This window comes from Roseateles sp. P5_E1 (assembly GCF_054049335.1).
On record NZ_JBFUMN010000237.1, the window covers coordinates 1 to 664 of the forward strand.

Genomic DNA, 664 nt, shown 5'->3' on the forward strand with positions numbered 1-664 from the left:
TTCGTTGAGTGTGTCGAAATGCGGAATGTCGCCCAGCAGCACGGTGTTGAACTCGTGCGCGATCTCGATGTAGTCCGACGGCCCGCGCGGACCTTCGCACAGCGCCTTGAAGTCGAACCAGACGATGCTCTTGCCGCGCCCGCGTACCGGGATCTTGCGGCTTTCGATCTCGATGTTGCCCGGCTTGGCGGGCTGGCCACCGCTGAGCTCGGCCCAGCGCGTGTCCAGCCAGGCATCGCTGCCGGCATCGCGTGGGGCCTGGTACACCGGCGAGCGGGTCAGCGCCCGCATCCGGTAGTCCTCGGTACCTTCGGCGTACAGCTCCACGCAGTAGGTCTGCAGCAGGCCGATGGCGGGCAGGAAGCTGTCGCGCTGCAGGCCGTTGAGGTACAGGTTTTCCACGGCGGTATTGGAGGTGGTCACCAGSGYCACGCCYTCGGCGAACAKGCGYTCGAGCAGGCGCSCSAGCAGCATYGCRTCGCCGATGTCGKTGACGAAGAACTCGTCCAGCACCAGCACGCGCAGSTTGCKSCGCCATTCSYKGGCGATCTTCGCCAGCGGATCGCTCTGTCCCTGGTGCTCGCGCAGGCGCTCGTGGATGCCGCGCATGAAGCGATGGAAATGGGTGCGGTACTTCTGTTCGATCGGCAGCCCGTCGTAGAAC

Annotated in this window: 1 protein-coding gene; it reads right to left on the minus strand. The window is 65.4% G+C overall.

Annotated features, from left to right (window positions below; all coding sequences use genetic code 11):
- Positions 1-664: cell division protein ZapE (zapE, locus tag ACXJKJ_RS30790; RefSeq protein ID WP_457395305.1), on the minus strand; the 664-nt coding region annotated here is incomplete at both ends.